Source organism: Paenibacillus sp. Z3-2, from assembly GCF_054161325.1.
Map to the genome: position 1 here is coordinate 3723524 of NZ_CP096397.1, position 26292 is coordinate 3749815.

25 protein-coding genes and 1 riboswitch are annotated in these 26292 nt (G+C 44.6%); of the genes, 3 read left to right on the forward strand and 22 right to left on the reverse strand.

Going from position 1 to position 26292, the window contains the following annotated elements:
• Positions 1-210 precede the first annotated feature (210 nt).
• The 7 genes from M1D71_RS16670 to pdhA all read right to left on the reverse strand — a co-directional run bounded on the left by M1D71_RS16670 (position 211) and on the right by pdhA (position 9063).
• The gene (locus M1D71_RS16670; RefSeq protein ID WP_458122876.1) at positions 211-1698 is read right to left on the reverse strand and encodes a glutamate synthase subunit beta; all 1488 of its coding nucleotides are present in this window, start codon (positions 1696-1698) and stop codon (positions 211-213) included.
• A gap of 616 nt (positions 1699-2314) precedes the next feature.
• Entirely contained in the window at positions 2315-2803 is a 489-nt protein-coding gene (locus tag M1D71_RS16675) for a dihydrofolate reductase (RefSeq protein ID WP_458122877.1), read from the reverse strand.
• 50 nt (positions 2804-2853) lie between these two features.
• A complete protein-coding gene (gene thyA, locus M1D71_RS16680; RefSeq protein WP_458122878.1) occupies positions 2854-3648 on the reverse strand; it encodes a thymidylate synthase in 795 nt (264 codons plus the stop codon).
• A 350-nt stretch (positions 3649-3998) separates the two neighbouring features.
• Positions 3999-5414, reverse strand: coding sequence for a dihydrolipoyl dehydrogenase (gene lpdA / locus M1D71_RS16685; protein ID WP_124115257.1), 1416 nt, complete (start codon positions 5412-5414; stop codon positions 3999-4001).
• A 3-nt stretch (positions 5415-5417) separates the two neighbouring features.
• Positions 5418-6740, reverse strand: a complete 1323-nt coding sequence (locus tag M1D71_RS16690) for a dihydrolipoamide acetyltransferase family protein (RefSeq protein WP_458122879.1) — start codon at positions 6738-6740, stop codon at positions 5418-5420.
• Positions 6741-6916: 176 nt separating this feature from the next.
• Positions 6917-7894, reverse strand: a complete 978-nt coding sequence (locus M1D71_RS16695) for an alpha-ketoacid dehydrogenase subunit beta (protein WP_458122880.1) — start codon at positions 7892-7894, stop codon at positions 6917-6919.
• A 101-nt stretch (positions 7895-7995) separates the two neighbouring features.
• The gene (pdhA, locus tag M1D71_RS16700) at positions 7996-9063 is read right to left on the reverse strand and encodes a pyruvate dehydrogenase (acetyl-transferring) E1 component subunit alpha (RefSeq protein ID WP_017688072.1); all 1068 of its coding nucleotides are present in this window, start codon (positions 9061-9063) and stop codon (positions 7996-7998) included.
• A 256-nt stretch (positions 9064-9319) separates the two neighbouring features.
• Here pdhA and M1D71_RS16705 point away from each other — a divergent pair, with 256 nt between their 5' ends.
• A complete protein-coding gene (locus M1D71_RS16705; protein ID WP_074095466.1) occupies positions 9320-10054 on the forward strand; it encodes an alpha/beta hydrolase in 735 nt (244 codons plus the stop codon).
• A gap of 164 nt (positions 10055-10218) precedes the next feature.
• On the opposite strand, the gene M1D71_RS16710 is transcribed toward M1D71_RS16705, so the two are convergent.
• Entirely contained in the window at positions 10219-10689 is a 471-nt protein-coding gene (locus tag M1D71_RS16710; protein ID WP_458122881.1) for a low molecular weight protein-tyrosine-phosphatase, read from the reverse strand.
• A 5-nt stretch (positions 10690-10694) separates the two neighbouring features.
• Positions 10695-11396, reverse strand: a complete 702-nt coding sequence (locus tag M1D71_RS16715; protein ID WP_458122882.1) for a trimeric intracellular cation channel family protein — start codon at positions 11394-11396, stop codon at positions 10695-10697.
• 131 nt (positions 11397-11527) lie between these two features.
• On the opposite strand from M1D71_RS16715, the gene M1D71_RS16720 reads away from it, so the two are divergent.
• Together M1D71_RS16720 and M1D71_RS16725 are read left to right on the forward strand one after the other, a co-directional pair.
• Entirely contained in the window at positions 11528-12169 is a 642-nt protein-coding gene (locus M1D71_RS16720; protein ID WP_458122883.1) for a thiamine diphosphokinase, read from the forward strand.
• Between the two features lie 296 nt (positions 12170-12465).
• Positions 12466-12966 carry a C40 family peptidase gene (locus M1D71_RS16725; protein WP_458122884.1) on the forward strand — a complete coding sequence of 167 codons (501 nt, stop codon included), beginning with the start codon at positions 12466-12468 and terminating at the stop codon, positions 12964-12966.
• 109 nt (positions 12967-13075) lie between these two features.
• Here M1D71_RS16725 and M1D71_RS16730 read toward each other — a convergent pair whose 3' ends face one another.
• The 13 genes from M1D71_RS16730 to M1D71_RS16790 form a co-directional block, all read right to left on the reverse strand.
• Positions 13076-13786 carry a winged helix-turn-helix domain-containing protein gene (locus M1D71_RS16730; protein ID WP_458122885.1) on the reverse strand — a complete coding sequence of 237 codons (711 nt, stop codon included), beginning with the start codon at positions 13784-13786 and terminating at the stop codon, positions 13076-13078.
• A gap of 108 nt (positions 13787-13894) precedes the next feature.
• Entirely contained in the window at positions 13895-14944 is a 1050-nt protein-coding gene (locus M1D71_RS16735; protein WP_458122886.1) for a ThiF family adenylyltransferase, read from the reverse strand.
• Positions 14941-15708, reverse strand: coding sequence for a thiazole synthase (locus M1D71_RS16740; RefSeq protein ID WP_458122887.1), 768 nt, complete (start codon positions 15706-15708; stop codon positions 14941-14943). Before M1D71_RS16740 ends, M1D71_RS16735 begins: the two co-directional genes overlap by 4 nt.
• Positions 15709-15710: 2 nt before the next feature.
• Positions 15711-15914: a sulfur carrier protein ThiS gene (thiS, locus tag M1D71_RS16745; protein ID WP_145322079.1), complete on the reverse strand. Its 204-nt coding sequence runs from the start codon at positions 15912-15914 to the stop codon at positions 15711-15713.
• Positions 15911-17149, reverse strand: coding sequence for a glycine oxidase ThiO (gene thiO, locus M1D71_RS16750; RefSeq protein ID WP_458122888.1), 1239 nt, complete (start codon positions 17147-17149; stop codon positions 15911-15913). Before thiO ends, thiS begins: the two co-directional genes overlap by 4 nt.
• A 14-nt stretch (positions 17150-17163) precedes the next feature.
• The gene (locus tag M1D71_RS16755) at positions 17164-17859 is read right to left on the reverse strand and encodes a thiamine phosphate synthase (RefSeq protein ID WP_458122889.1); all 696 of its coding nucleotides are present in this window, start codon (positions 17857-17859) and stop codon (positions 17164-17166) included.
• A 191-nt stretch (positions 17860-18050) separates the two neighbouring features.
• A riboswitch (TPP riboswitch) is annotated at positions 18051-18160 on the reverse strand.
• A gap of 75 nt (positions 18161-18235) precedes the next feature.
• Complete coding sequence (locus tag M1D71_RS16760) at positions 18236-19786, reverse strand: ABC-F family ATP-binding cassette domain-containing protein (protein WP_036613631.1); 1551 nt, start codon at positions 19784-19786, stop codon at positions 18236-18238.
• Positions 19787-19924: 138 nt separating this feature from the next.
• Positions 19925-20908, reverse strand: a complete 984-nt coding sequence (locus M1D71_RS16765; RefSeq protein ID WP_458122890.1) for a hypothetical protein — start codon at positions 20906-20908, stop codon at positions 19925-19927.
• Positions 20895-21446 (reverse strand): hypothetical protein, encoded by a 552-nt coding sequence (locus M1D71_RS16770; protein ID WP_458122891.1) that lies wholly within the window; start codon positions 21444-21446, stop codon positions 20895-20897. The genes M1D71_RS16765 and M1D71_RS16770 overlap by 14 nt, the downstream gene beginning before the upstream one ends.
• Complete coding sequence (locus M1D71_RS16775) at positions 21443-21841, reverse strand: hypothetical protein (RefSeq protein WP_458122892.1); 399 nt, start codon at positions 21839-21841, stop codon at positions 21443-21445. Before M1D71_RS16775 ends, M1D71_RS16770 begins: the two co-directional genes overlap by 4 nt.
• A gap of 16 nt (positions 21842-21857) precedes the next feature.
• Positions 21858-22343, reverse strand: coding sequence for a hypothetical protein (locus M1D71_RS16780; RefSeq protein WP_062834890.1), 486 nt, complete (start codon positions 22341-22343; stop codon positions 21858-21860).
• Positions 22344-22404: 61 nt separating this feature from the next.
• Positions 22405-24471: a hypothetical protein gene (locus M1D71_RS16785; RefSeq protein ID WP_458122893.1), complete on the reverse strand. Its 2067-nt coding sequence runs from the start codon at positions 24469-24471 to the stop codon at positions 22405-22407.
• The gene (locus M1D71_RS16790; RefSeq protein ID WP_458122894.1) at positions 24461-26287 is read right to left on the reverse strand and encodes a pilus assembly protein CpaF; all 1827 of its coding nucleotides are present in this window, start codon (positions 26285-26287) and stop codon (positions 24461-24463) included. The genes M1D71_RS16785 and M1D71_RS16790 overlap by 11 nt, the downstream gene beginning before the upstream one ends.
• Between the last annotated feature and the right edge of the window lie 5 nt (positions 26288-26292).

Below are 26292 nucleotides of genomic sequence, written 5' to 3' on the forward strand. Positions count from 1 at the left end.
AGTGAATCCTTATTTATAATCATTATAATATAATAATAAATCTTTATCACTTAAAAAGCAATGCTATTGCTCACACTTACATGAAATATATAGTCCTATCTGTTCAAAAGACAACAAACAACCCCCGCTGAACGCGAGGGTTGTCATACATATCCTTATTTACAATAATACATGTTTAGTATTCATATTCATTCGTTCTTTTTTAACTCGTTACACAAGAACCGAAGCACCCATCAAGTATTTGTCTACTTCACGAGCCGCTTCACGGCCTTCATTAATCGCCCATACAACCAAGCTTTGACCACGACGCATGTCACCTGCTGCAAATACTTTATCCACATTGGTATTGTATTTGCCGTAACGTGCCTTAACGTTCGTACGACGATCTGTTGCAAGTCCCAGTTGCTCTACCAGCGTTTGTTCAGGTCCATCAAAACCAATCGCAATCATGGCCATCTGAGCTGGGAATACACGCTCTGTACCTGGAATTGGCTGATAAATCTTGCGACCAGTTTCATCCACAATACGCTCGATCTGTACTGTATGCAATTCTTTGAGGTTCCCCTCATCATCTCCGACAAACTTGGTTGTCATGATCGAGAATTCACGCGGATCTTGACCAAACAAGGCTTTGGCTTCCTCTTGTGCATAATCAAGTGTGTACACGTTCGGGAATTGCGGCCAAGGGTTATTAATACGGTCACGCTCGATAGGCGCTTGTGTATGCGTACCGAATTGAGTAATAGTACGACAACCATGACGCAGCGATGTAGCTACACAGTCAGATCCTGTATCACCGCCACCAATCACGATAATATCTTTATCCTTAGCGGACAGATATTGACCATCTTCCAGATTGGAGTCCAGATAGCTCTTAATGCTGCCATTCAGGAAATCCATGGCGTAATGAACGCCTTTCAAGTCGCTGCCTTCAATATTGAATTCACGCGGCTTGGTTGCACCACCGCATAGTACAACAGCATCATAATCATCTACCAATTGTTGTGCTGCAATATCTTTTCCAATCTCGGTGTTCGTAATGAATTGGATACCTTCTGCTTCAAGCAGATCAACACGACGTTGAACTACCTTCTTATCCAATTTCATCGTCGGGATACCGTACATCAGCAATCCACCGACACGGTCCGAACGCTCATATACTGTAACCGAGTGTCCTGCTTTATTCAACTGAGCCGCAGTAGCCAATCCCGCTGGACCTGAGCCTACCACAGCAACACGTTTACCCGTACGTTTTTCAGGAGGTTGGGGAACGACCCATCCTTCTTCGAAACCTTTTTCAATAATAGCTTCTTCAATGGTTTTAATGGTTACAGGTTCACCGATTAAGCCAACTGTACATGATCCTTCGCAAGGAGCAGGACAGATGCGACCTGTAAACTCTGGGAAATTATTCGTTTTGTGAAGGCGCTCAAGAGCTTCTCTCCACAGTCCGCGATATACAAGATTATTCCATTCCGGAATCAGGTTATGCACGGGGCAACCTGACGTGCCGCCAATCATATCTATACCTGTATGGCAATACGGGGTACCACAATCCATGCATCGTGCACCTTGTGTTCTGAGCTCTTCTTCTGCCATATGTTTATGAAACTCTTCCCAATCCTTAATCCGCTCCGCTGGCTCTCGATCCGCTGGCAGTTGACGTTTGTATTCCATAAATCCAGTAGGTGTAGACATCTTACGTTTTCCCCCATCCGTTCTTGTCTTAATCCCTTCATGTGCATGGTTCTATATGAAATGGATTACTCATTACCTGAGTTTTTGTCTATTGTATCACAAAATCTTCTCGAAGATATTTCAATTATAGTAGCATTTACTGTGCTGAATATTAAATGGATTATCCGCATAATTATTTGTATTTTATACATCATATCGTTCAAGTCTACCTATGGTCAATACCCTTATTTTGGTCTCAAATGTGCTTTTTGTATTGCGAAATCTGGCATGAGTTAAAGGAATAAAAGGTCGAAACGTAATATAAATGTCAGATAATTTGTCATCATCCCCAACATATTTTGCTACAAACCGCTCTAAATTCCGAATATTAGACCCGTTTTAGGACTTCACAACGTTAAAACCCCAAATCTTTTACACTTTTTTACTATTCCAAGCTAGTTCGTCTGCATAATATATATACATGTCAATCCAACATGTCATATTAATGTAATATGTGCTACATTCCCAAATAAGTGACTCATTTTTTCATAAAGAAAAGACGCTGTTCACGAATAATTCGCAATCAGCGCCACTCCTATACCAGTAAAAACTCAGCCCATATTTTATTATGAAGGATTTACCGTTTACGTTCGTAAAATTCGAATGTATACGCGTGAACATTGTTTTCATCCTGTTCGCCTTCAATCTGTTCGATCAGTTCCCATTCGGACCAATCCACTTCAGGGAAAAACGTATCTCCCTCAAAATTCTCATGAATTTTGGTCACCACAAGACGATCAGCCAGTGGTAAGAACTCACGATACACTTGGGAACCTCCTATTACGCACAGTTCCTCCCCTTTAGTTACGGTCAGTCCTTCTTCAATCGTATGCACAATTTCAGCTTGTTCAACCTTATAGTTCAGATCTCTTGTCACTACGATATTACGGCGTTGAGGAAGCGGCTTACCGCCAAAAGATTCCCACGTGTTACGCCCCATAATAATCGTTTTGTTCAGCGTACGTTGTTTGAAAAAGGCCATATCTTTGGGTAAACGCCATGGAATCGAATTGTTCAATCCGATCACACCGTTCTCCCCCATTGCCCATACCAATTCAATACTCAAGGGTAATACACTCCTTCAATCCAAGTCTCTTATCGAGATTGAACACGTAATTAGACTGCAATTGGAGCTTTAATGCCCGGATGATGCTGGTAGTTCTCAAACTCGAAGTCCTCGAACTTATAATCGAAAATAGAATCTGGCTTACGTTTGATTATCAGCTTAGGTAAAGCATAAGGTTCACGCTCCAGCTGCGTTTTAACCTGGTCCACATGGTTAGAGTAGATGTGAACATCCCCTCCAGACCAGATGAAATCGCCCACCTCCAGATCACATTGCTGAGCAATCATATGAGTCAAGAGCGCATAACTCGCGATGTTAAACGGCAACCCGAGGAACGTATCCACGGAACGCATCGTAAGCATACATGATAATTTACCCTCTGCAACGTAAAACTGAAACGCGAAATGACAAGGCGGGAGTTTCATATGATTGATTTCTGCCACATTCCATGCGCTGACAAGATGACGACGTGAATCCGGATTATTTTTAATCGAATCAATTACTGCAGAGATCTGATCAATTTTTTCTCCGTTTGGTGCTTCCCATGTACGCCACTGCGAGCCGTATACCGGTCCGAGATCCCCATTTTCGTCCGCCCAATCGTCCCAGATCTTCACACCGTTTTCTTTCAAATAAGATATATTGGTATCGCCACTCAAAAACCACAACAGTTCATGAATAACCGATTTGAGATGAATTCGTTTGGTTGTTACCAGCGGAAATCCTTCCGAGAGGTCATAACGGAGCTGTCTGCCGAACACGGATTGTGTTCCGGTTCCGGTACGGTCTCCCTTATGCACGCCGTTGTTCAGAATATCCTGTAATAAATCGAGATAGTTTTTCATGTTGATATCCCCTCGCACTCTTTTTTCATACTAAACTAAAGAATATTTACACTTGCCACTCCGATGACAGAACAACCTTCCGATCGCTGTTGTCCTAAATACTAAATACATAGACCGTGATTGGCTTGGAGCCACATCATGACTGATCATTACTACAGTGTACCACAATTGAGTAGTTGGATAAATCAATTCACTGAAACTTTTGAACGATAACTTTTCATCATATCATATACACTAGTATATTGAATTTCTCGGCTTTTGCTCAGAAAAAAAAGACGAATAACGCGTTAGCGTCATTCGTCTCTTCTGATTTACGTATAATGCCGGACGAATCCGAAGCTTAGTTGATCTTAACGGGAGATGATGTGGATCGGGTGACCCATAACCAATTCCGCAGCTTCCATCACGATTTCGCCCAAAGTTGGGTGAGCGTGAATAGTGAGAGCCAGATCTTCCAAAGTAGCGCCCATCTCAATTGCCAAACCAAGCTCAGCAATCAGGTTGGAAGCTTCCAGACCTACGATTTGGCAACCCAATACGAGGCCGCTTTCTTCGTCAGCTACGATTTTCACGAAGCCTTCAGCATGGTTCAAAGATACAGCACGGCCGTTACCCGCATAAGGGAATTTACCTGCTTTAACTTTGTGTCCTTTTTCTTTAGCTTCTTTTTCAGTGTAACCTACGCTGGAACACTCTGGATCTGTGAACACAACAGCCGGCATACATTTGTAGTCAACTACAGATGGTTGTCCTGCGATTGCTTCAGCAGCCACTTTACCTTCATAAGAAGCTTTGTGCGCCAGAGCCAAGCCAGATACGATGTCACCGATAGCGAAGATGTGAGGAATGCTGGTACGACCTTGGTGGTCAACTTTGACAAATCCACGCTCGTCAACGTCAACACCAATCATGTCGAGACCAAGTTCTCCATCCGTGTTTGGACGACGTCCAACAGTTACCAGCAAGTAATCTGCAGTAACTTCTTTGGATTCACCATTTACGGAATATTTAACAGTTACGTCTTTGTCCGTTTGCTCAGCACTTTCTGCTTTTGCACCCGTAACGATTTCGATACCTGTTTTCTTCATGTTTTTAGCTACGAGGCTAGTCATGTCTTTATCGAAACCTGGCAGTACTGTATCCAGACCTTCGATGATTGTTACTTTCGCACCGAATTTGGAGTACATTTGACCAAGCTCAGCACCGATATATCCGCCACCGATAACGATCATGCTTTTTGGTACTTCAGGCAAGTTCAAAGCTTCTGTCGAAGACAGAATGCGTCCGCCAAACGGGAAAGGTTTCAGTTCGATTGGACGGGAACCTGTTGCAATAATTGCATTTTTAAATTTGTAACGCGGAGACTCGTGATCATTGAATACACGAGCTTCGTTTTCGTTAATGAACATGCACTCACCGTTGAAAACTTCAACTTTGTTGCCTTTGAGCAAACCAGCTACGCCGCCAGTCATTTTCTTAACAACGCCGTTTTTGAATTCTTGAGTTTTGCTGAAGTCCACTTTTACGTTCTCAGCAGAGATACCAAAAGCTTCACCGTGAAGTGCAGACTCATATTGGTGTGCAGCAGAGATCAGGGCTTTGGATGGAATACATCCACGGTTCAAACAAACGCCGCCCAGTTCGGATTTGTCTACGATCAATACGCTTTGGCCCAGTTGAGCAGCGCGGATGGCAGCTACATAGCCGCCAGGACCCGCACCAATTACTAATGTGTCGATATTGAGAGAAGCGTCGCCTACTACCATATCTTACACCTCCATAACAAGCAGCTCAGGGTTAGCGAGCAGCTGTTTAATGTAATTCATAAAGTTTTGTGCTGTTGCGCCATCGATGATACGGTGGTCAAAGCTCAGGGAAAGTGCCATTACAGGTGCTGCAACGACTTCGCCATTTTTGATCACTGCTTTTTCGCTGATGCGTCCTGTTCCGAGAATAGCAACTTCAGGGAAGTTGATGATTGGTGTGAAGAACATACCGCCAGCAGAACCGATATTACTGATGGAGATTGTGCTTCCTCTCATTTCGTTCGCGCTCAATTTGCCATCGCGGCCACGAGCTGCCAGATCACGGATAGAATCAGCGATCATCCAGATCGATTTACGATCAGCATCTTTGATAACAGGAACGATCAAGCCGTTGTCTGTATCTGTAGCGATACCGATGTTGTAGTATTTTTTGTAAACAATTTCGTTAGCTTCTTCATCAATCATAGCGTTCAGAGCCGGGAATTGGCGGGAAGCCGCAACCAGTGCTTTAACGATGAATGGCAGATAAGTAACTTTTGTTCCTTTTTTCTCTGCAATTGGTTTCATGCGAGTACGGAAAGCAACCAACTCAGTTACGTCCACTTCGTCCATGATTGTAACGTGAGGTGCTGTGTAAGCCGATTTAACCATTGCATTAGAGATCGCTTTACGGATACCTTTGAATGGTACGCGCTCTTCTTCAACGTGTTGATTAGCTGCAACTGCTGCTGGTGCTGCGGATTTCTTCTCTTCTTGAGCCGGAGCTTCGGAAGATGCGGCTGCGGAAGAACCGCCACCGTTTTTGAAGGATTCAACATCTTCTTTGGTTACTTTACCGTTGTTGCCAGTGCCGTTAACCTGAGCGATGTCTACGCCTTGTTCGCGAGCAAATTTGCGCACGCTTGGTGTTGCCAGAACGTCTTTGGCAGGTACTGCCGGAACGCTGTTATTGCCGCCCTCTTTAGCTGCATCCGAGCTGGAAGCTGCTGCAGAAGAACCGCTTGTGTCGGCTCCGCCTTGAGCTGCATCTTTCTCTTGCTCGCCTTGATCGCCAGCAGGAGCGTCGTCTTGCTCAGGAAGTTCGCCTTCTGCATCAATGATGGCTACAACTTCGCCAACGTGGCAGATTTGACCGTCTTTAGCGAATACTTCTGTAACTGTTCCGTTAACCGGACAAGGTACTTCAACCACCGCTTTGTCGTTCTGTACTTCCATGATGATGTCGTCGTCAGTTACTTTGTCACCGACTTTGATGTGCATCTTGATGATTTCGCCTTCGTGTAGGCCTTCGCCCAATTCAGGGAATTTATATTCAAATTTAGCCAACTGAAAAACCTCCTTGATTATGTGCTCAATCCTGAAAACAACCCTTAACTCCAAGAAACAACTGTTACTGCTAATGCAAATAACTGTTACTCAAGGGGCTAATGGCTGTTTACAGTGCAGCTTGCGCTGCGGTGTGAATCACCATACTGCGCCTTGCGGCATGTCAGATGATTAAATTAGAAATTTACGACTTTATTAACCGCAGCAACGATACGTGCCGGGTTAGGCAGCCAAGAATCTTCGATTTGTGCAAAAGGATATACAGTATCCGGACCAGCTACACGCAGAACCGGTGCTTCCAAGTGCAGGATTGCTTTTTCATTGATTTGTGCAATGACTTCAGCAGCAACACCTGCGCTCTTTTGAGCTTCCTGTACAACAATCGCACGGTTTGTTTTCTTAATAGAAGCAACGATGGTATCGATGTCGATCGGACTAACCGTACGAAGGTCGATAACTTCAACTTTGATTCCTTGTTTTTCGAGTTCATCTGCTGCTTTCACAGAAGTGTGAACCATCATACCGTAAGTAATGATTGTTACATCGGAACCTTCACGAACAACGTTCGCTTTACCCAACTCAACAACGTAATCTTCTTCAGGCACTTCTGCACGGAAAGCATGGTACAGGTTCAAGTGCTCCATGAAGAATACAGGGTCATTATCGCGAATAGAAGCGATCATCAGACCTTTTGCATCGTAAGGGTTGGAAGGTATAACTACTTTGATACCTGGTGTTTGCGTAAGCAGACCTTCCAGGGAATCTGTATGCAATTCTGCCGCTTTTACGCCGCCACCGAATGGTGTACGGAATACGATTGGAGAATTGTATTTTCCACCGGAGCGGAAACGCATACGAGCAGCTTGCACTACCATTTGGTCAAGGGCTTCGAAGATAAAACCAACGAATTGGATCTCAGCAACCGGACGGAAGCCTTGTACACCCAGACCTACAGCCAGACCACCAATAGCGGACTCAGCCAGTGGTGTATCAAATACACGCTCTTCGCCAAACTCTTTTTGCAGACCTTCCGTTACACGGAAAACGCCGCCTACATTACCTACGTCTTCACCGAAAAGCAGAACGTTAGGATCACGTTTCAACTCCACGCGAAGCGCATCACGGATTGCTTCTTTCATGTTCATTTGTGCCATTTGCTTCATTTCCTCCTTAAACATTGACAGTTCACATTTGAATTCGTACATGTATACCGGGACATTCAAGTCGCGGATGTTTATGCTTTATCGGAAAAAACTTATTGGAAATCAGCTTTTTGCTCTTCCAAGTGCTTAGGCGTTTGTTCGAACATGCTGTCGATCAAGCCTGAAATCGTCATTTTCTCGGTTTTTTCCGCTTTTTTGATCTCTTCATTTACTTTAGCTTTTGCTTCTTCTTTCACACGTGCAGTATCTTCTTCAGTCCAAAGACCTTTTTTCTCCAGATATTTAGCAAAGCGTGCGATAGGATCTTTAGCAGACCATTCTGCCTCTTCTTCTTTTGTACGATACTTGGAAGCATCATCCGAAAGGGAGTGAGGACGGAAACGATAAGTTACCGCTTCGATCAATGTTGCGCCTTCTCCGTTACGCCCACGCTCAGCAGCTTCCTGAACAGCTTTGATAACAGCGAAGATGTCCATACCGTCAACTTTAACACCTTTGATACCTGCTGCTACCGCTTTGTGAGCGATGGAAAGAGCTGCAGTTTGTTTAGCAAAAGGAGTAGTGATGGCATAACCATTGTTTTGCACGAAGAAGATAACAGGCAGTTTGTATACGCCAGCGTAGTTCAGACCTTCATAGAAGTCACCTTCAGAAGAACCGCCATCACCTGTGTACGTGATAACAACTTGTTTTTGTTTCTTCAATTTGTAACCCATAGCGATACCCATTGCATGCAGAATTTGTGCACCAATGATGATTTGTGGCATCAATACATTAACGCCATCTGGAATTTGTCCACCATGTTGGTGTCCACGGGAATACAAGAATGCTTGATAAAGAGGAAGTCCATGCCATACGAGTTGCGGAATGTCACGATAGCCAGGACATACAAAGTCTTCTTTTTCAATTGCAAATTCACTACCAACCATTGTAGCTTCTTGACCAGATACTGGAGCATAGAAACCAAGACGACCTTGACGGCCCAGGTTTACTGCACGGTCATCCCAAGTACGGGTAAATACCATGCGATACATAATTTCTTTTAATTGATCATCGGAAAGTGTAGGCATCATGTCTTTGTTAACAATTTCGCCGTCAGGAGACAGCACGGACAGAGCTTCTACATCCTCTGTATACACTTCATAAGGAACCTTGCTCATTTTTTTCTTCACCTCAACAAAAAATTTGAATATCAAGTTCCGCTGTTATAATATTATTATACACCTGTTTCACTCCATACGTCAAAGAAATCCGTAATTTTTTTATGTTTCCTGCCGGATTGTATGTATAACAGGGGTTTAATATTGGTATAACAGCATAATACATGTTTGCGTGTTTGACCTAACCCCGCACAAGGGTAATCTTACCGTATTGCGCGGTCGAATGCAAAAAATTAACCGAGAAAGGTGACGTTTTATGACGGATTCCCGCTATTTGAAACGCACGATTGTCAAGGAAGAGATTGAAAGTCGTTATCTCGGAGAGAAGCGAACGCTCCGTATTTATCTTCCTCCGGGCTATAACGAATTACTTAGCTACCCTGTCGTTTATTGTCAGGATGGCGAAGAATTTTTTAATTTCGGACGAATTGCTACAACAGCTAACCAAATTATTCTGGACGAAGGAGCCGAACCTTTCATTATTGTAGGGGTTCAGGTGGATGTGTCTGTGAGAACGCAGGAATATGCCCCATTTGGAGATCGGTTCAAGGCATATACCGCTTGCTTCGCTGAAGAGATTATTCCCTATATAGAAGAGAAATATCCTGTACGCCCTTCTCCGCAGGAACGCATTCTTGCCGGAGACTCGCTCGGTGGCAGTGTTTCGCTTCATCTTGCTCTGTTATATCCGGATCTGTTCACACGTGTCATTAGTATGTCTGGTGCCTTTTATTCTGCTTCACAGGAAATCTATGCCGCGGCTGAAGATCTGTCTTGGCTCTCGATCTGGATGATCGTTGGTTTGCAAGAGACTGATTTCGAGGCAGACACGGGTACGTATGATTTTGTTCAATTAAACCGGGATACTCGAGAATTGCTGGAAAAACGAGGTGCCCTCGTCTCCTATCAGGAGAAAGACGGAAAACACCAATGGGGCTTTTGGCAGAAGGAATTGCCAGAAGCATTACTTTATTTTCTCCAGGAAAGATAAAAGGACCAAATCAACAGGCGGCTGAAAGGCCGCTATTGTTTTCTTCCATAATGTTACCGCTTACAATTGTGATCTGAAAAAGAAGCAGGATATCCTGCTTGCTTGAGTACCCTACTCCTGCTTCTTTGTCCGATTACAAGTAGATATGAGATCATGTTTATTTGCTAATCTAATGAATGTTCCTCTTCAATCTTTCTCAATAGAACATCACAGCCTGCATTAACCAGTTCGTACACCTCTTCGAAATTGCCTGTGTGATACGGATCAGGTACTTCTCTGAGCTTTTCCTCCGGAAGCATGTCCATAAACTTGATGATTTCCGCCTCAGCTCCGCCTGGAACGTTGCGCACATTATCTGCATTGGAATTATCCATGCACACAATGTAATCAAACTGAGTAAAGTCTTCGCTGGCGAATTGTCTCGCTGCCATGTTGGCATAAGAAATCTGGTACGTATCCAGCAATTTCCGAGTCCCTTCGTGTGGTGGTTTACCAACGTGCCAGTCACCTGTACCCGCTGAGTCCACACGAATCTGGTGTTCAAGCCCCTTCTCCAGAACTTTGTGCCGCAGGACGGCTTCAGCCATTGGTGAGCGACATATATTGCCTAGACATACAAACAAAACGTTAATCATATTATTTATTCCCCCTTGCTTAGCGTACCATGAAGTACCGGTGGTGCTGGCTGTGTTACAACGCTCTCGGGCTGGCTGCTGACGTCCCCTGTACCCGATGGCACCAACGAACGACGCGGCAACTTCCATTTATAATGTACAGAACACATCCGGAAGAACACAACGGCTGCGAAACACAGTAATAGCCCTACATTCGTTGTTAACCAGCCCATACCTATAACGAAACCGGCTGTCATTGCCCATACAGCATAAATTTCATCACGCAATACAAGCGGTTTACGTCCTGCGAGCACATCTCGAATAACGCCTCCACCAATACCAGTCATTACTGCTGCAACAATAACCGCACTAATGGGGTGTCCCATGTTCGCCGCGTACAATGCGCCTTGAATTGCAAATGCTGCGAGTCCGATTGCATCAAACAATGCCTCAGTTCGCTTCCAGTGACCAATCCACTTGAGAGGCAGTATAAATGCAATTGCTACAGATACCAAGGCTAACATAATAAGTGATCCCTGACTCCATAGTGTCGTTACAGGTATACCTATAAGTACATTCCGGATAATACCGCCTCCGAATGCAGTCACAAGCCCGAGCACCAGTACGCCCAAAATATCATATTCCTCTTCCATTGCCACGAAAGCACCAGACATTGCAAATGCGATGGTACCTATAATACTGAATACTTCAAAAATGTGTAAGTCCAACCTGTTCAAACCTCACTTTTCAAGTCATCTCCGTGTCGCTCTACCCATTGTATCCGCGAGCACTGAAATTGTGCAACCACATTTTGTGGATTATACTGGTTTGGTGAAAGAATTAGGAAGGATGAAATGAAATGACGATGAAACGAATTGTTATTTTTACAGGCGGTAACTTATCTGTGGAATTACTTCAGGAAATACGAGAAGATGACATGATTATCGCGGCCGATCGCGGTGCATTATTTTTGATTGAACACGGCATTCAGCCTCACATTGCAGTGGGTGACTTCGACTCTATTACCGAAGAGGAACGTATAATTGTAAGCAACAATAGCATTCAGTTCATTACATGCGACCCTGTTCATAAGGATCTTACGGATACAGAAATGGCTTTTGAGACAGCGCTAGATCACGAACCTTCTAACATCTTAATGTTAGGTGCTACAGGTACACGTATGGATCACACACTCGCCAATGTACATATTATGGTTCGCGCGATGCAGCATCACATCTCCTGTGTGATACAGGACAAACACAACTACATGACATTGACAACATCCAAAGCTGTGGTTGAGCACCGTGACTATAAATATGTTTCTCTGCTCCCCTTGACTCATGAAGTTACAGGAATAACTCTGGAAGGTTTTATGTATCCACTGGATCAAGCCACCATTCGCATGGGACAATCCTTAGGTGTTAGCAACAAACTATTAGGTACTTCAGGTACAGTCACCATCGATAGTGGCTTACTACTGATTATTCAGAGCAAAGATTGAATCTATTAGCATGCTTCATCGTTATTTATTACGTTTTTGTAACCAGTGATTCAATGAAAATAATAGGTCCACACGTAATAAAGACCCTTGATATTCAAGGGTCTTTTCTATTTCATCAATATGTATCATTCGTCAATGATTAATTTTTTGACATTTTTAATTGTATTTTAATAAACATACCCAAACCACTGTGGCACAAGGGATTACACATCCCTATCCAATTTCTAGGCTGTTACAAAGCTGTTATACTCGCTCTAGCAACTTAACGAAAACGAATTTTGGAGGTACTAACTAACATGAAAACAAACATCTTTGTCCAAAAGGCCGTAACCGTCGGGTTGTGCGCTACACTAGGTTTTGGAGCTGTACTAATGACTAATGCACCTGTTGCACAAGCAGCAACTGCTTCTGTATCCACAGGTCAACAAATTGTTAACTATGGCAAAAAATTTACTGGAACTCCATATAAATTTGGTGCTTCAACTAAAACAACCAAGGTATTTGACTGCTCTTCTTTTATGAAATATATTTTCAAAAAGTATGGTGTAGATTTGCCGCGCACTTCCGTGAAACAATCCAAAGAAGGTAAGGCTGTGTCTAAAGCTAATCTGCGTGTCGGAGATCTGGTGTTCTTCTCCAGTGGCAGCCGTTCTACTGGTTCCAATGTCACTCACGTAGGTGTATATGCTGGAAATGGCAAAATTCTGCATACGTATGGATCTCCAGGCGTAACCCTCTCGGATCTGGACTCTGGTACTTGGAAGAGAACGTATGTTAAAGCTCGTCGTGTACTTTAGAACTTATCATTGCTAATCAGTAAGGACCGGAGATTACTATCCGGTCTTTTATTTTTACCCTCTTTTTGCCACAATCTAAACTGGTGATTCATGGAATTCACTGTATAATCTAATTTTTGTCGTGAAGCATGTAACCAATCCCACGCACGGTATGAATCAGTTTCACACTCCTTCCCTTGTCCACTTTAACTCTCAAATGTTTGATGTATACATCCACTACGTTAGTATCCATTGCATACTCATAACCCCATACTTCCCGCAAGATATCACTTCGGGTACATGCTTCATTTACATGCAACGCCAAGAATTCGAGCAATTCATACTCTTTTGGCGTTAATGTTAAGTACTCTCCGGCACGATTTACCCTTCTTGAGCGCAAATTCACTTTAAGATCATGAACTACAATTACTTCTTCACCTTCTTGCTTTACATTCGCAAAAACTCGCAATAAATTCCGTATTCGGGCCAGCATAACGTTTAAGTGAACAGGTTCCTCCATCACGTCGTTAGCTCCAAAATCCAGCCATTCCACGATGAACTGAGGAGATGCATTAGAAGTGATAACCAGTAGAGGTATAACCTGACCTTTATCCATCCACTGTTTCAGCTCTTCTTTCTTCTGTTTCCGATAGCCCTGACCCTTTTCACTATCTACCAGGATGATCAGATTGATATGTAACAATGAAGGCTCAACGGTTTGGTTAAGTTCAGACCATTCCTTTCGTTGCACCTCATATCCTTCGGAACATAATACGTCTTGAATAAGGTCAAGCTGCTCTCCTGCTCCCATCAGCAATATGGCTGTTTTCACTGTTTTCACCCGGCCTGTCTCTATCCTTCTGCTCGCAGCAAAGGTTGTTACAGTTATCATGCCGTAAAATGAAAAAGCCCATTCCCTTAAGGGAACAGACTTTGCTTCATTTTTGCTTCAGCCAAAGTAGCGGTGAACGAGTGTACGTGCTTCGGCTGTATCTTTTGTTCCGTGAACAAGAACACGTCCATCCTGGAAAATGACCATTCTATGAGCTCCTGTTGTAAAAGAAACCAGAAAAGGATTGGATTCCACTTTTCCTTCTTGAAGTCTGTCCAGGCGATCCGCCGTATGTTGAAGATCCAGATTCATGCGCCGTGCAGGCCGGATCTGAACGGTATCCCTGCCACACAACACATCTGTTTTCTCCAGATTGGACGCAGAAAGATATGGATACGTAGCCGTATCGCTGCAGGAAGGGCAGTCTTGCTTTTTCGCACCATCCACATTAATGGATATGTATTCGTTCCTCCACACGTCAAATGACAACAACTTGCGTCTCAGTGCACCCGTATTGCCGCTAAGCAACTTCATCGCCTCTGATGTCTGATTCGCCGTTACCATCTGTACCGCTTGAGGAATAATGCCAGACGTATCACAGGTATCTCCCCCAAGAGGGACTTCTCCCAGCATACAGTTCAAACATGGCGTATCTCCAGGCATAAACGTATAGGTAATGCCGTAACTGCCCACGCATCCACCATATATCCAGGGAATACGGTATTTCTGTGCCATATCATTCATAAGTAGTCTGGTATCAAAATTATCCGTTGCATCCATAATCAAGTCTGCATGTTGGACGAGTTCTTCCAACTCATCTACTCTGACATCCAACACTTTGCCTTCCACATGAACGGTGGAATTAATGGCAGATAGACGTTTTTTCGCTGCCATCGCCTTCGGCATCCGTTCAATCGCGTCCTGTTCTACATATAATTGCTGCCGCTGCAGGTTACTCCACTCCACATAATCACGATCCACGATGGTTATGTGCCCGACTCCTGAACGAACTAACGTTTCAGCAATTCCTGTTCCGAGTGCACCAGCGCCTACGATTAACACTCTGCTGCCCTTTAATTTCGCCTGACCTTCCTTGCCCAGCGGCGCATAACGTTCCTGTCTGGAATACCGATCCGCCTGCTCGGAAGATGTTAATTGATCTGTCATGTATGAACCATTCCTTCCACCGGACTGCTGGCTGCTGCATAACGCTTCACGGGAATCATGCCTGCCTCATATGCCAGTCTACCTGCCTCTACCCCCATTCGCATCGCTTTAGCCATGCTCACCGGATCTCCTGATCCAGATACGGCTGTATTCAATAATACGCCATCGGCACCAAGTTCCATGGCATAAGCAGCATCTTTGGGGGAGCGCAACCCTGCATCCACAATTACAGGTACAACGGCCTGCTCAATGATGATCTCAAGGTTATAGGGATTAATGATGCCTCTACCAGCTCCGATGGGAGAAGCGCCTGGCATTACAGCATGTACGCCAAGCAATTGCAGCCTTTTGGCCAGAATGACATCATCCGAAATATAAGGCAGTACAGTGAAGCCCTTTTCAAGCAAAATTTCGCAAGCCTTGTACGTTTCAATCGGATCCGGGAGCAACGTCATTCCATCTCCGATAACTTCGACTTTTATCATATCACAAAGTCCAGAAGCCCGTGCAAGCTCAGCAATGCGCACCGCCTCTTCCGCAGTGGCAGCTCCAGCTGTATTTGGCAGAAGAGTGTATTTATCGAGATCCAACGTATCCAGGAAATGTTTCTGGTTACGCTCCTCCAGATTCAGACGACGAACAGCAAAGGTTAGAACCTCCGTTTCAGATGCTTCCACAGCCTGGCTTTGCACTTCAAGATCAGAAAACTTGCCTGTTCCGAGCAACAATCTGGACTCAAACGTATATTTACCAATATTCAACATTATCAACCGCCTCCTACAAAATGTACAATCTCGATTCGATCGCCTTCTCTTAATGCCGTCGTTTCATGATACTCACGTGTTAAAATATGCCTGTTCAGCTCAACAACTACAGTTTTGACTTGCAGATCAAAAGATTTAAGCAGTTTGTCCACACGATTCAATCCGTCTTCAATCTCCATCCGTTGACCGTTTACTATGATGTTCACTGCACCACTCCCTTTCTGTTCAATCGCTCAGGACTCAGCTCCTCGATCCCGAGTTCTTCTGAGCTTCTGCCCTCAAGCAATTCAGCCATTAGTCTGCCTGTTATAGCACTGAGCAAAATACCATTGCGGTAATGCCCAAAGGCGGCGAACAACCCGGGAACACTCTCGCAAGCACCTATATAAGGCAGTCCATCCGGAGTGGCTGGTCTTACGCCTGCCCATGCTCTCAAAAATCGAGCTTCTTTCATTCCAGGTACCCAATAGGTAGCTGCTGCTAGCAGCTTCTGTACACTCTGGACTGAAACGTTCAGATCCGTTCTGCCGGGCAGACTGGTTGCCCCAAGCCACACTTCTCCATTGGCTTTCGGAACAATATAGATATCTTCGGCATACACCGTTCTATCAGGTCTGTACCCTGCATGTTCAGCTGAGAACTGAACAGCAGCTATTTCTCCTTTTACCGACCACACAGGCAAGCTCAGATTCACATGTCTCATTAATTCTTCACTCTGTAATCCAGCCGCTATAATGACATGTTTGCATGTCATCTCACCGATCGATGTGCTGATCCCCTGTACACCATGTTCGTTTGCTTGCACGCGTATATCCTGTATCCCTTCCATTACCCGTGCTCCCATTGCTTGAGCGGATGCAGCGTATGCCTTTGTTAGATTGACAGGAAGAATCTCACTCTCGTAAGGCCTGTAGTAGGCTCCATACGTATCTCTGTTAAGCCATGATGCCTCCTGTTGCACAGTGTAACGATCCCACCACACCTCATCAGCAGACAAAGCAGAATTTCGATTGTTCTTATAGCTGCTTAATTCACTGTATGAACGAAAAGGGGTCAGGAATCCCTGGCGTTGCAGACCAACCTCTAACCCGCTAAGGATAGCCATTAGCACCTGTTGCTCATGAAGTAACTGTCTGCTCTGCCTGGCAAGCTTAGCCATCAAAGGATGAGCAAAATCCTCACTGTCTGCCGCCAGCATTCCAGCCGCGGCGCACGAAGTTCCTCCCGCGATTGCTGAACGCTCTACCAGCAGTACCTCCTGTCCACGGGAGGCAAGCTCATATGCAATGGCACAACCAACGACGCCTCCACCTACAATAATAGTTTCGGCATGAATCTTATCCGGTCTATCCGTAACACTTTTGTTTCTTGATTCCGGTTCAGATTTCAGTTGATGACTGAAATGATTTCTGTTCTGACCCGATACGATCTCTTTCATCATCTCATCTCCTTGATTCAGCGGCTCAGACTTTCTGTATCAACAATTGCCTGTCTTAATGATGCAGCAGCTCGATCCGGTGAATCGTTACCCCATATGTACGAGATCACGGCAACCCCTTGTGCTCCCGTTGAGCGGATTGCTCGAATGTTCGCCGGTTCAATGCCCCCAATCGCAATAACAGGAACGGAGACACCAGAGCACACTTCAGCAAGAGCGTGCAATCCTCTTGGGTCAAGATCAGGCTTACTGTTGGTTGCATAGACATGCCCGAAGAAAAGGTAATCGGCTCCCCGTTCTTCAGCGATTTTTGCCTCATCGATTGAATGAACAGATACACCCAGACGAAGTCGTTGCACATTGCTTATGACAGCAGTGTTGTACATACGCATAGCCTCTTGCCCCCAGTGCACACCGCCATAGGTTTCATTCTGTGAGGGCAGTTCTGATCCATTGATAACGATGCAGCAAGATGGAACTCCAATGCCACGCAAACTTTCAGCCCAACCGATCTTTTGTTGCCATGTGAGTTCTTTCTCTCGTATGTGAATATAGTCGACCCACGGCCACACGTCCTTTGCTGATTTCACAAAAGAGGCTTGATCTTCTCCCCCCGTAGATACAACATGCAGTTCAAATGATCCGTGTACATGTTCATGAGAAATTGCCGTACTGTTCATCTCCTTCCATGCGTGAATGCTATAAAAATACAAAAAAGCCACTCCCGTAGGGGAGTGGCTGCGTATTAATAATTGGAGCAGATGACTGAATGATGCATACAGTTCATTTCGTACAAAACAGCTATGGAACTCAAACCATAACTTATACAAGGAACTGCATGTTTCAACTCGCTAAGCCGACAGTTGAAATTCATTCGAATTTCCGTTTGCTCAGGTCATTTACTGAAACGCGCGCGCCACTTCCCTACGCTGGTATGATCCAGATCAGGTGCAAAGGGTCCGGAATCGCATTCTTCCATCTCAGCCGCATCGTGCGGCCCCCCTAGTGTTCATATGAAGTTGTAGCTTATGTTACCATAGACGGTTTTTTTTGTCACCGTTCAATTCTATTAAACGTTCCCTGAATCGTCTAGTTTTTCTCAGACCATTCTTCGACATTCCATGTTTTGGTGACCCAACCCTCGTAGAAATCAGGTTCATGAGATACCAACAACACCGTTCCCTTGAATTCTTGCAAGGCACGCTGCAACTCAGCTTTTGCTGTGACATCCAGATGGTTCGTTGGCTCATCGAACAGAATCCAGTTGCTCTCACGCATCAAGAGCTTGCACAAACGAACCTTGGCTTGTTCTCCACCACTCAGCATGTTAAGCGGACGGGTAATATGCTCATTTTTTAATCCACAGCGAGCGAGATGCCCCCGGACTTCATTCTGTGTCAAATGTGAGAACTCATTCCAGACATCCTCAATCGGCGTGATGTTCCCAGCACGAACTTCCTGCTCAAAATAGGCCGTTTCGAGATAATCTCCCAAAAAGGTCTTTCCACTGAGTGGAGATATCTTGCCCAAGATGGTTTTCAGCAGCGTCGATTTACCCACACCATTACAGCCTACAATGGCAATTTTTTCACCACGTTCAATCGTCATCGTCATTTTAGGCAGCAAAGGATACGTGTATCCAATTTCAAAATCAATACCCTCAAAGACCGTTTTGCTACTCGCGCGGGCATCCTTGAATTTGAACGTTGGTTTGGCCGCCTCATCTGGACGATCAATACGTTCAATCCTGTCCAGTTGCTTCTCCCGGCTCTTCGCTCGACCTGAGGTTGAAGCACGTGCTTTGTTACGCTGAATGAAATCTTCCTGCTTCTTGATGTACTCTTGCTGCTTCTCATACGCATCAATATGCTGGGCTTTATTCATATCCGCCATCTCCAGGAACTTGTTATAGTTCGCTGCATATCGCGTTAATTTGGCAAATTCCAAATGATAAATGACATTCACGACTTCATTCATGAATTCCGTATCATGGGAGATTAGAAGAAACGCATGCGGGTAGTCCTTCAGGTAACGTGACAGCCATTCAATGTGCTCTACATCCAGATAGTTGGTCGGCTCATCCAGCAAAAGAGCTGTAGGTTTCTCAAGCAGAAGCTTGGCAAGAAGCACCTTGGTACGTTGCCCCCCACTTAGAGCTGCGACATCACGATCAAGACCAATTGCGGACAAACCAAGACCATTGGCCATCTCTTCCACTTTTACGTCAATCAGATAGAAGTCGCCCTGCTCCAGTTGTTCCTGAATATCGCCCATCTCTTCCAGCAACTGTTCCAGCTTATCTGGATCTGCATCCGCCATCTGGTCTGTAATATTCATCATTTCTTTTTCCAATTCAAGCAACGGAAGGAATGCATCCTTAAGCACGTCACGAATGGTTTTGCCCGGCGTAAGCTTCGTGTGCTGATCCAAATATCCATAACGGACCTTAGGTGTCCATTCCACTTTTCCACTGTCTTTAAGCAATTTACCTGTAAGGATGTTCATTAGTGTGGATTTACCCACACCATTGGCACCAACAAGTCCTACGCGCTCTCCGGCGAGTAAGCGAAACGATACATTTTTAAATAATGTGCGATCTCCAAAATTGTGACTCACGTTCTCTACTGACAATAAACTCATAAGATGAGGTTGCTCCTATCTATTAGACATTACTTTTTTTATTGTTCCGAAACCCTATTCTAGCACAGGTCCTGTCTTTTCTGAAAGTAATGTAAACAGTTCAGGAACCTCTTCCATGATTTTGTCATGCAGGCTCCTCTAACGATTAGAGCAGTTATATTCGAAATAGCCTTGTGCAGCTGCTTGTCTTGCATCTGTGAACACCTCTTCGGCACGGTAACCATTACCACATGTGGAGGGGTAGTAATACTTGATAGCCGTTAAAGGATCTACCCCACCTACGATGGCCGTTTTCTTCACAAGTCTGCCTCCACCAATCGCATAATTGTTGATCTTCTGATCCCCCACGGCTATTCCCTGGATAAAAGCCATAATTCCTGTATCATTAATGGAGTTATACCAATCCTCCTGTGAAATCAGGGGCATCGTAAACGTATAGGAAATACCGTTCTTTCTGGCAAACTCATTATGACGGTTAATCACATCAGCCAGATCATCCTGCACAGTGGTTACAATTCTGGTTCGTCTAACCTGCTCAAATACGTCGGCATCCTGAAGCAAAGGAATCTGAGTGCTAGAAGCCAGTTCTTTTTGAAATCCCTCTATCCATTTTCCTGCGTTTGCATCGTAAGCATACACGTAATCGTCCAATGTAAAGTTAATACTACTACCGTTTGAATCGGAATATGTATAAGGTTTCTTGGGACTCCATACTTGCCGAAAAGAATGTTCGCGGTTACCTGTCATCTCTATTTCTGTGGAAAACATATAATAGCCGTCGTAATCCAGGATAACTAACGCAGGAATGTAATTAAACATACTTCGAATGGCTGCGGGATCATCCTGAATCCCCATATTTAAAGCCAACGTCTGAGTAAATGTTAACAAGGCAAGCTCTTTGTCCGCTTTAACAAACTTGGTTGAATCATAACCCGCTTCATCATTTTGCTTCTCATTCTGATGCATCACTGCACCTGCATCCATGACTGCGGTTTGAAGTGCAGCTCTGTATCGATGACCTAGATATTGGGCCTCTTCAGCATCCTGGGTATGGAGCGAGATGATCCAGAAGAGCGGAAAAAAGATCAGCACGAATACAATAGATAGCTCAGTAATCTTCATTGAGGACCATACCTCCATATGTGACAAATATCGCCGAAGCCTGAGCTGTACCACTTAGCCATTCACGAATGAGCATGGAAGGTGTACGATTTGTATTTTGGAGCGTCACGGTGAAAAAGTCCCCTGTCGTCAACGTATATCTTCGGCCGGGATGATCAGCCGGTAACACAACTGAGGACGGGAATAGTCGCTCTCGAATCTGAGCGAAATAATATCCATCCTGTACAATCTCGTAGGTCCCGGTAAAACTGTTATTGTCCATAGGGTCCGTATAATGAGGTACATATTTTTTATGCAAATGTTCCATCGACACCTCATACACATTGCCCGTCTGAGCCAATTGCTCCTCAAACTCAGCCAACATTCGAGGTGAAATGTACCCTTTCGTTCGGACAGCATCAACAAGACGTGTTACATTCTGAACAGCCGTCATACGTGCTATATCATCCTGCCGATCAGCAGTTTCAGCAGCTGGATACACATAGAGCAGAAGGACTGCGAGTAACACAGCAAGCAGCTTGGATGCGGCATTAATCAATTCATACTCGCCTCCTTCCAAAAAACAATTTTGAGCAGTTCTCCAGTTTCACTTCGTATAAACTCAGGTCTGTAGGTAGCATTGAGTTGGACAGGAATAGTAGCTGCTTTATTGACAAGCGGATCAATCAAATACGTATTTCCTTCTACTTCCACAGGGATGCCTGTGCCCGTCATCTGCCTCACGGTGTGCAGCACTTCCGCACCACTATACTGATCTGGATTGGTTGTACGCAGTGTTGTAATAAGCCGACCTTCCATACCTGCTGTTGTCTGTACTCTATCCTTTAAGGCCACTGATAAAATCGTAACATTCTGTTGCCCGTACAGGCAGGCTGTCACAAACAAGACAACCGCCGTACAAAACAACATGAGATGCTGGGTATTTTGGGACATCTTAAACCAACTCCTGTCAGGATTGCTGGAAGATCAGCCCTCTTACCACATTAGATCGGTCTTTCACGATAATCGCTTTGAATTTACCACTTGGATTGACATATTGATTATCTTTTTCACTCATGGTCTGGTTAATAATCCCCACTTTATCGTCAGGTGCAATAACCGAACCGTAATCCGCATTATTGAGATCCTGTGAAATGTTCAATTGATTGCCATACCATTGACCTGCTTTATTTTTACCCGTAATAACTTGAATACCGAACTGATCCTTGTCCGCGTATTTACGCAGCGCATTGGTTACCTGTGATCCACTGATGGTTGTTCCGTCATATACCGTAAATGCTGCCTGGGACAACTCGGTTTGAATATCAGCAAAATTGTTCTGGGCCGTCTTGGTTGCCTCCTGAGCCGAAATAAACAACAGAACTACAATTGTGATCAAAGCGATCGTCAAAAATATCCCTGCTGCCACCTTTAAAGCGCTTGATGCATTGTTCATGTTAAATCCTCCCAAGTTATAAGTTATTAATATATTTCAGACTCCACACAGAGGGACTGTGTTACAGTTTCTGAATTTGTTCATAATAGATGTTCATTTGCAAGAAGCTCATACCGACCAATGGAATGACCAGATACAAGAAGATAAGGGCATACATAGGTGTAAATCCGATGGTTCTCCCCCATGATGCTTTGACATCAATCATTTTGCTGTACTCCTGCTTGCGCTGTTCAAAATAGAAGGCCATCATGCTCTCAAGATCATCAAAGGCTTCACGGATTGAGATTTTGCCAAGGGCAAGCTGCAATTTATCAACCAGTCGCTGGAACTCGGGTAAGCCCGCCTCTTCCTTTAATTGTTCAAGTGCGTGCTCTGGCCCATGTTCATAATGTAACAAACATTTTTGCAGCGGACGCTTGAAAATGACGGCAAATCGATTAAGCCACTCCAATATCTCTTCGACGGACATCCGGTCCATCTCACGCAAAATGGAAATCACCGTCTGGAATTGATAGATTTCATGTCGCATATCCATACGCCGCATTTTCCGCTGGAATAACATCAACCAGACGGGCATGTAATAACCTGCTACACCCATGACAATCGCTATAATCATTTCCCACCAGCTTACATATTGCTTGTTATACACCTCAAGCTTCTGCATAATCCGCGTGATCGTCTCAGTCTGTGTATCGTGATCCAACTGAACGGGAGATAACTGCTGTAACGCTTTGGAGATGTCTTCGTATGTAGCCCCGCGGTTCATTTCTACACTTTCCAGCACGGATTGATCCAACGCTGTTTTTTCCTCAGCCTTCCTGAGATCCGCTTCAGCCATTGCGCCAAACATTCGGTCATCCCTTATCGGATCATACAAGATGTGATTACGTTCAACCTGGTGCAACAGCAAGATGCAGCCCATCGTAAGGACCAAACAACCTGCGAATAACATCACTCGACGAATGGCGAGCCATTCATATTTTAACTCCGAACTACTCTCCCTCATCAGGCGTATCGTTTGGCTGTACTGTGCACTACCAGGTTTCGCTGCAAACAACATCGCCAATTTCCGTATGAAAGTTTGCTTGTACAGAAACTGATCCAACCATGAATGCTTATGCCCTGAACGGTAACGGGTCTCATCGTATTGCTGGAGCCTTTGCAGAAGCAAATAGGCAAGAATGATGATGACATAGATCGATATTTTGGTAACAAAACCCATTTTGCTGCGATAAAATTCATCCATTGTCGGGAAACTGACTCTGGCCCACCGTTCGATTGGAGCGGTGAACAATACAGGGGCGAGCGCGATGATGTTGAGTCCTTTGAGCAGATAATCTAATTTATCACGCCGCAAAATCTCCAAATGAATCTCCTGAGTCAGGTTACCCAGTCCTTTAAGATAGATAGAACCTTGTGCCCTGTCCTTATCTCCGAACTCCATGACCATATAGGAAACGCCTGCGAATCCTTTGAGAAAACGGTTGGGAGCTACTTCATAATAACGCTCAAGTGCTTCATTCGGATCTGGAGAAGTTAGAGCTTCGTAGATTAGTCTGACCTGTTCAGCCGCTTCTCCTGTACCTACTTCAGCCGCTTCATAGAGGGCTTCCTCAACCATGCCATGCTGATGATATCGATGCCTTACATCTGCAAACAGGTCCAACATCTGCACCAGCAACCTCTTCTCCATTCGACTGAGGTACATATCTAGCACTAGACTGTTTAGCACCACAGCACAGAGCACGGACAATATTACAAAAGCGATACCCGGCTGCAGAAGAAACAGAATGATACTTATGCCTCCATAGCCTCCCAGAATAATCAGAACCACTGTCATCGTCATTCTTCGAAGTGACGGCTCATCCCCCACGTGACGGAATGAAATACGCTTCTGCACTTGTAGAATATAGGATGATAGCAGTGGGACTTTCATTCCAAGGCGGTAAGACTGCAACAAGAGTGATCCCAATCCCTTGAATCCCTTCACGCTGGGCGTAAGAATAACGCCGGATTGACTTGTTGAGCCACCTCCTCTGCGACGTAGCAAGCTTAACACCAAGAGCGTGATCAGCAACCCTCCTGCACAAATACTTAATACGAGGAGCAGAATCCATTTAATGGTCATCCTGATCACCCCAATGTTGCTCCATAAATTGTTCAAACTTCTCGGCATCCTGCAATGTCATCTGTTCTCGCATGTCGATTATACTTCCCGAAGAGATAGGGGCTGTCGCAACATACGCTCCATCTCTGTACTCCACAACATTACGAAACGCAAAACCTGCCCTGTCTTCCACGCTGTCACCTTGATTCGCACGAGGAAGACACTCCGTAATACGTTCAATATATCTTCGTCCCTCAGCATCTTTCTTCATATGAACATCGAAATTAATGACACTTACAACCTGCTCCTCAGCAATATGTTCATGATGGAACATGCCTGTCTTGAGCAAGGAATTACGGAGAGAGAAGACCAGATCCCGAAAAGTTTTGGCATGGTGTGTAAACAGGGTGAACAGACTGGCAACCTGTGACATTTGAATCATCCATGCAGCCACTTCATCACTCGCAACCTCACCAAGAATATTTACGGTACCATCCGTTTTTTTCTGCAAATCAAGCCCTTGTTGACCTGAAATATGTTCGGTCTCTCGGAAACTCAAAATATTACGTCGGCTGTAGATCCGTCTTAATTGAAGTTCGAACGCCATCTCCTGAACCCGAAGAGTATACGATGCATAGATGTGTTTGACCATAGCCATAAGCAACGTTGTTTTGCCAGACCCCTGCGCCCCGGTTACAGCTGTAATCCGGCTTCCTTTCATTAGATATTGAAGCAATGTTATTGGCAGTTCTGCGTTGTTACCCGTAATCAGTTGTTCAAGTGAAGCATTCGGAATATCGAACTTTCGGACGAAGAATGCCCAGGATTCTGCAAAAGGAGGACGAACCACTACGACACGTGAGCCGTCTTTCATCTCGTTCACCTTGTACCCACTCGCTTCCGACAACTGTCCCGGATAATTGTATTTGTATATGTTCTGGCAGACCCGTTTCAGTTCCCTAATGCTGCCGAATGACAGAAAGGACAGGTGGATGGACTTACCTTTATAGAAAACCCAGACACTTTGCATTCCGTTAAGCGGTTCTTGATGCGTATCATCCTCGAGTCCTTGATCCAGCAAATCATTCCATGTTGCCGGTTTTCGAAGTCCCATATTATGAATAGCATCCAGCATACCGCTGACACCACCGCTAACGCCGTCAATACGTTGGTCCCTTATTTCATCAACAACCGAGAACCCTTTATAATGTTGATAGATACGTTGCACAATGATATCTGTCTTTTCTCTAAATCCAAGTTCTCGATATTCGCACTCGAACACATACTGAATATCCTCCTCGGAGATATAATAACTCCCTCCATCGTCTGAACCTTCCTCCATTCTCAGCCTGCCAAGATCGTAGGTATCAATCATTCGGGAAAGAGCATTTACACCGAATTGCTGTAGGTACAGATAGAACACAATTTCGAATCGGTCCTGGATCGTCAATAAATCAGGTTCACCGAACAAAATAATTTCATCTACATTCGATTTGTTCAGACCTATGCTTCGAATCAACAGATCTCCTATCAGGTTTTTGACATATGTTTTGTCGCTGATACTGCCTGAGACACAGCCTTTAAGGGCTTTTCTCATCTCGGCACGTTGATTGATTCTTCGACGATATTCTTCTTCGTGCAGACCTGCATCCGCGAGTTGACTATGACTAAGCTCATGAAGTGAGTTCTTCACCTTCTCAATCAATATGTCAATTGTGAATGATTCCTGTTCAGGAACACGAGCATTCTTTTCACGAAGAAAAGTTCTATACTTAAACCAGAGGTATGTCAGGCACAGAATCAAAATTAAACTTATCCATATGGTATTCCAGATCATCGGAG

Excerpts from the sequence above, each read along its gene's own strand:
- M1D71_RS16775 (WP_458122892.1), bottom strand. The coding sequence starts at position 21,841 with ATGTCCCAAAATACCCAGCATCTCATGTTGTTTTGTACGGCGGTTGTC.
- M1D71_RS16760 (WP_036613631.1), bottom strand. The coding sequence starts at position 19,786 with ATGAGTTTATTGTCAGTAGAGAACGTGAGTCACAATTTTGGAGATCGC.
- M1D71_RS16740 (WP_458122887.1), bottom strand. The coding sequence starts at position 15,708 with ATGTTGAATATTGGTAAATATACGTTTGAGTCCAGATTGTTGCTCGGA.
- M1D71_RS16705 (WP_074095466.1), top strand. The coding sequence starts at position 9,320 with ATGACGGATTCCCGCTATTTGAAACGCACGATTGTCAAGGAAGAGATT.
- thyA (WP_458122878.1), bottom strand. The coding sequence starts at position 3,648 with ATGAAAAACTATCTCGATTTATTACAGGATATTCTGAACAACGGCGTG.
- M1D71_RS16670 (WP_458122876.1), bottom strand. The coding sequence starts at position 1,698 with ATGTCTACACCTACTGGATTTATGGAATACAAACGTCAACTGCCAGCG.
- M1D71_RS16785 (WP_458122893.1), bottom strand. The coding sequence starts at position 24,471 with ATGACCATTAAATGGATTCTGCTCCTCGTATTAAGTATTTGTGCAGGA.
- pdhA (WP_017688072.1), bottom strand. The coding sequence starts at position 9,063 with ATGAGCAAGGTTCCTTATGAAGTGTATACAGAGGATGTAGAAGCTCTG.
- M1D71_RS16725 (WP_458122884.1), top strand. The coding sequence starts at position 12,466 with ATGAAAACAAACATCTTTGTCCAAAAGGCCGTAACCGTCGGGTTGTGC.
- M1D71_RS16710 (WP_458122881.1), bottom strand. The coding sequence starts at position 10,689 with ATGATTAACGTTTTGTTTGTATGTCTAGGCAATATATGTCGCTCACCA.
- lpdA (WP_124115257.1), bottom strand. The coding sequence starts at position 5,414 with ATGGTAGTAGGCGACGCTTCTCTCAATATCGACACATTAGTAATTGGT.
- M1D71_RS16735 (WP_458122886.1), bottom strand. The coding sequence starts at position 14,944 with ATGACAGATCAATTAACATCTTCCGAGCAGGCGGATCGGTATTCCAGA.
- thiO (WP_458122888.1), bottom strand. The coding sequence starts at position 17,149 with ATGATGAAAGAGATCGTATCGGGTCAGAACAGAAATCATTTCAGTCAT.
- M1D71_RS16780 (WP_062834890.1), bottom strand. The coding sequence starts at position 22,343 with ATGAACAATGCATCAAGCGCTTTAAAGGTGGCAGCAGGGATATTTTTG.
- M1D71_RS16765 (WP_458122890.1), bottom strand. The coding sequence starts at position 20,908 with ATGAAGATTACTGAGCTATCTATTGTATTCGTGCTGATCTTTTTTCCG.
- M1D71_RS16695 (WP_458122880.1), bottom strand. The coding sequence starts at position 7,894 with ATGGCACAAATGAACATGAAAGAAGCAATCCGTGATGCGCTTCGCGTG.
- M1D71_RS16790 (WP_458122894.1), bottom strand. The coding sequence starts at position 26,287 with ATGATCTGGAATACCATATGGATAAGTTTAATTTTGATTCTGTGCCTG.
- M1D71_RS16720 (WP_458122883.1), top strand. The coding sequence starts at position 11,528 with ATGACGATGAAACGAATTGTTATTTTTACAGGCGGTAACTTATCTGTG.